Source organism: Paenibacillus allorhizosphaerae (assembly GCF_042659105.1).
In the GTDB taxonomy this organism is placed as follows: Bacteria; Bacillota; Bacilli; order Paenibacillales; family NBRC-103111; genus Paenibacillus_G; species Paenibacillus_G allorhizosphaerae.
In genome coordinates this window covers 1-4,634 of sequence record NZ_JBHSRV010000049.1, presented here as the reverse complement: position 1 = coordinate 4,634, position 4,634 = coordinate 1, and the positions used below count along the sequence as shown (strand labels likewise).

The following is a 4,634-nucleotide window of genomic DNA, read 5'->3' as shown; positions in this document are numbered from 1 at the left end:
ACAGCCTCGTAACCATCTTGATTTCACATAAATTCTATGAAGCACAGTTTTTAAAAAAACACTAAAGCTGGGCTTAGTTTCGTATTGCCAATTTTAGATCTATGCTATGTGAAATTTTCGGGGTAGCTCAATAAGAAACTTTAGATTTTTTCTTTTCGAACACGAATATGCCCCAATAAAAAAGCAAATACAATAAAGCAGTAATTATATAAAAAGTCCATATGGCTCCTTGTTTCATCTCGCTTATCAGATGTTCAAATTCATTCATTCCTTTTTGTCGCCCAACACTGTTAAATACTCCAACTATCGGGATAGTTATGGTAATGACTACCATTGCGATAGACAAACTGACGATTTTCTTTCGACACACATTCCATATAGCTGTCCCTAATGTGGTTGATAAAAACAAGTAAAAAATTGCCCAAACCCAATTAGGTAATGTCTCCCAATACATTGTTAACCTCCTTAAATCCCCAGATTTTTACTGCTAAAATCTCCTACTTCAATGGCACTATAATAATTCCTTTTCTCGAAGTAGCTTTTTTAATACTTCGCTTGAAGAAAAAGTGGCAACTGGCCCATAGAACGTTTGATAAGTAAGCACGTCACCTGGTAGTGAGTATTTTGCGAATGCCAAGTTCTCATATTCATTAGTTTTAAAGGCTAATTCCCATCCCCCCTTATTGTAAGGGATAAATTTACCGTTTTTAGCTTCTACTAACCAATACTGATTTGTTGCAAGCTTGTATTTTAAATCCTTCATAAGCTCCGTTATGACTTTGCTATCTTCCGTCAAAAGGACTTCTTCTGTTTCAGTTTTTATGTACACTTGCTTTACCTTCTGAAAATCTTGATTCTGCCAAGCACGTTGTCGTTCAAACAATACCCTTCTTACATCATCATCGACATAGTTCCAAATGGAAAATGAAATAATACCGAGTCCTAATATCAAAAAAGTAATAACAACCTTTCTTATCACAGGAACACTTCCATTCAGAGTTTTTAAGGGGAATATACCCAAGATAACAGACGTACAGAATAACCATCAAGTTGCGGAATCCTGCCCTTTAGCTTAACGGCAGAAGGAGCAGCTGCAGCAAACTGCTCCTGGATTGCTGAACTATCGGGCCAAGTGGGGATTTTCTTATTGAATCAAGTGCACTTTTTAGGTCTGTTTCGTATCCGATTGGATGCCGGTGTCTGGATTAAAGAGGTAATAAGCGGACTCCTGGCTGCCGCTCTGAATTAAGCGCCGTGATTTTATTATCAACTAATATCGTCTTTCCGCAAAAGAAATTTGGCGCGATATGTCAACCCACTAAACTTAATTTATACTAAAATAACTAGAAATTATGGATTCAGTTACCAATCTATACCCTTGTCCAGTTTGGATCTGTGTAAGTAACGTTTAAGTTAGCTTGAAATCTTAATGCACTAACAAAAGAAGAAATTATAGAAGGATCAAGAATCTGCAAGTTTGTTAGACATGTACGCAATGCATTCCTATATACCGGGAAACTTTGTGAAATGATATTGTTAATACGCCCGCTTTGAAAATCTTCAGCTCTTAAATTAGATAAAGAAACTCTCGACAAAATATAAGCTGCTACAGTCTCCCTTTGGCTTCGCATACACGTTCTTACTCCTAATTGTTCATTATATAATGATTCAAATTCAGTCGGTACTGTAACATTGAATGTAAGAACAGCTCTTCCATTTCTTCTCTGTGTACATTGGACGGGGACAGATTCCAACCTTTCTCTAAGGCATCTTCGTGTTATCGGATCCCGACGCTCACAGAATCTCCTAAGTGTTCGGCAGAAAGTTCCGCTTCTAAATACCGTTCCTGCTGCATCAATAGGTATTAATCGAACTGGAATATCACTAGTCCGAAAGTTTCTAGGTCGTATAATCACAGAAGTATAATATCCTCTTGGTGTTACTTTCCAGGTTTTATTAACTATCAAGTTTTTGTTTTTTTTCTTAAGAAAGTTCTTGTCGTTTTGTTTACGATCAACTACGAATTTTTTTCTACTTTTCATGCATTTCTCTCCTCTTCATTTCTTTGATGGAGTAGCCACGATAATATATGTGCAGCTTTTAAAAATTGCTTGGTTTATTATCATTATCATGATATTTAGGCATAAGTTTGAAAATTAAACCCGAAATACAAAAATTATACTCCAAGCTATAATTAGTCAAATTACAATAAAACCTTCTAAACTGATATTATCAATCGAGCATCAAGGACATTGAATTGATCGTTAAGACTTATTTTAAAAACAATGACTATGTATTTACTTATGATACGGCTCACCGCCCATGATCTTAAACTATCCTGCCAGTTACTTTAACGGATATAAAAGTGGAGCTGCCCCCGGCAGCTCCGCACTATCGTTCCTCGTTAGCGTAACGTAGTAAAAACGTTATAAGCGTTTTGCAAAATGTCGTATTGCCACTAGCTACACTTCTTCCTATAGTGAGGATCTTTTTCATTTAAGCTCCCCGTTGTGTCGTTTGACACTCTGCCCCGGGACAAGCAAGTTCTACATGTGGGTGGTTAGTTCATTGTTCAAGATGGGCAGGAGCATCTCCAGACGTTCTTTAACATCAATCGTCTCGAGGATTTCCTGCTTATCTTTAATTTTCAAGGACAGATGGCTGCAGATGACGTCTGCAAATAGTCTTTGAGTTAAGGCATGAATTTCCATTGAAATCACTACTTATGATAGCCGGCATTCCACGTAGCACATATTATTACTGGGAGAAGAATAGGGGGAAATCGGATCCCGGTATAGAACTAATACAACAAATCCAATCCATTTTTGACGAGCATGAGGGGCGCTATGGTTATCGCCGTATTCGAGATGAATTGGTGAACCGTGGTTATACTGTGAATCATAAAAAAGTACAACGAATCATGAAAGAATTGAGTTTAAAGTGCCATGTCCGTATGAAGAAATATCGTTCATACAAAGGAACAATAGGTAAAATTGCACCAAATCTCTTAGACCGTCAATTTACGGCAGAAAAACCAAATAAGAAATGGGTAACGGACATTACAGAGTTCAAATTATTTGGCGAAAAACTTTACTTATCACCTGTCTTAGACTTATTTAATGGAGAGATTATTGCGTATACACTCGATTCGAGACCAGCCTATTCCCTGGTGTCCATGATGCTCGAGAAAGCATTTAAACGGGTATCAGAAAACGATGAGCTTCTCCTACATTCTGATCAAGGCTGGCATTACCAGATGAAACAATATCGTCAAGCCTTACAAGAAAAAGGGATCACGCAAAGTATGTCCCGTAAAGGTAATTGTTACGACAATGCGGTAATAGAGAATTTTTTTGGTATACTGAAATCCGAATTTCTCTATTTAAAGCAATTTGAAAGTGTTGAACAATTTAAACGAGAATTAGCAAAATATATCGATTACTACAATCACAAACGAATAAAGGCAAAATTAAAAGGCATGGGTCCAGTTCAATTCCGTACTCATACCTTACAAGCTGCATAATAAAATGATTTGTCTAACTTTTGGGGGTCACTTCACGGCGGCGTCTGCTCCCTGGATAAATTGAAAATTTCAATGGTATTGCCTTTTGTTAATGGTAGCAAAGGTCCCATAGTTTCCTACTCAAACAAGCGCGTGGAAACTGTGGTTCATATTTGTTCGGAGGCTTTCTTCCAATCCTTGAGCATAACAGTGGTGAGCAAGTAGGGTCGCCCGAACACTTCGTTCATCACCTGCTCCACAAGCTGCTTGTTAGCCGGCTTCTCCGTAGTCTCTCTATGCATGACGCTCTTAAAAGCGATCAGCACTTTGCCTTCGCTTACCGATACAGGTTCCCCGTCGACCAGCCAGGCGTGAACCGTTATTTTCTGCTCCTTCACCCGGCTGTGCACCTGATTCCACTTCCCAAGTACAGCTCGCAGCTCCTCTGACATACTCATCACCCTCCAGATGTTAGTTAGGTTCATACGGAATCAGTCGTATATTGTCCCATCACTTTGCCTTTTCGAATGATAAATCTCAACAGTTTCCAAAGAATACATTCTGTAAAAATAATCCATTACCTTCTATCGATATGTAGTCTCTTTTCCAATGTTTTCTGCAGTGGCGCTCTGTCAAGCTATCCTGCCCTTTAGCTCCCTCAGAGAATAAGGATTTTCTCACGAATGCTCGCTCATTCGCAGGATTTCACGTACCATGTTTAAGTAGGAGTTTAAATGAGTAGATAGTGTGGTTGGGCAGATCCGTTTGAGCGCATGCAGGAACAGAAGGTGCTAATTTATTTACAACATCTTCCATGAAAAGCTTTTGCTGCACGTCTCTCTCCACAAGGTCCTTGGGATTCACTCTCCCAAATCTCGACGGGTCTATGCCCTCACATTCCTTCGTCCTATCTATCCAAGGTGTGAAGTCCGATCAACGTTAACGGAACGGGTCTAAGCCCTAAAGCGCAATAATCTCGGTACTCCGTGCTTTCTTTGTGAAATCCTGCGAATGAGCCAATCTACGTGTTTGGGTTGCGATTTTAGTTTTAAGCTGCTAACGGCAGCTGAGCCTTATCTACGGAGAATTCTTGTCCTTCTTTCGCCATGGCTACAAGCATCCGAGCGAGTTT

At 39.1% G+C, this 4,634-nt stretch carries 4 protein-coding genes and 2 pseudogenes; 1 reads left to right on the top strand and 5 read right to left on the bottom strand.

Going from position 1 to position 4,634, the window contains the following annotated elements; genetic code table 11:
• Positions 1–127 precede the first annotated feature (127 nt).
• From ACFQI7_RS37575 to ACFQI7_RS37560, 4 genes and pseudogenes are all read right to left on the bottom strand, one after another.
• Entirely contained in the window at positions 128–454 is a 327-nt protein-coding gene (locus ACFQI7_RS37575) for a hypothetical protein (protein ID WP_218103547.1), read from the bottom strand.
• 57 nt (positions 455–511) lie between these two features.
• Positions 512–979: a hypothetical protein gene (locus tag ACFQI7_RS37570; RefSeq protein WP_218103546.1), complete on the bottom strand. Its 468-nt coding sequence runs from the start codon at positions 977–979 to the stop codon at positions 512–514.
• A 391-nt stretch (positions 980–1,370) separates the two neighbouring features.
• On the bottom strand, positions 1,371–2,042 hold the full coding sequence (locus ACFQI7_RS37565; RefSeq protein ID WP_218103545.1) for a hypothetical protein: 672 nt from the start codon (positions 2,040–2,042) through the stop codon (positions 1,371–1,373).
• A gap of 522 nt (positions 2,043–2,564) precedes the next feature.
• A pseudogene (locus ACFQI7_RS37560) lies at positions 2,565–2,678 on the bottom strand (LON peptidase substrate-binding domain-containing protein); the annotation flags it as partial.
• Between ACFQI7_RS37560 and ACFQI7_RS37555 the strand changes: the two are divergent.
• A pseudogene (locus ACFQI7_RS37555) lies at positions 2,672–3,523 on the top strand (IS3 family transposase); the annotation flags it as partial. The pseudogenes ACFQI7_RS37560 and ACFQI7_RS37555 overlap by 7 nt on opposite strands.
• A 146-nt stretch (positions 3,524–3,669) precedes the next feature.
• Here the strand turns inward: ACFQI7_RS37555 and ACFQI7_RS37550 are convergent.
• Positions 3,670–3,954, bottom strand: coding sequence for a hypothetical protein (locus ACFQI7_RS37550; RefSeq protein WP_218103543.1), 285 nt, complete (start codon positions 3,952–3,954; stop codon positions 3,670–3,672).
• Positions 3,955–4,634: the final 680 nt, after the last annotated feature.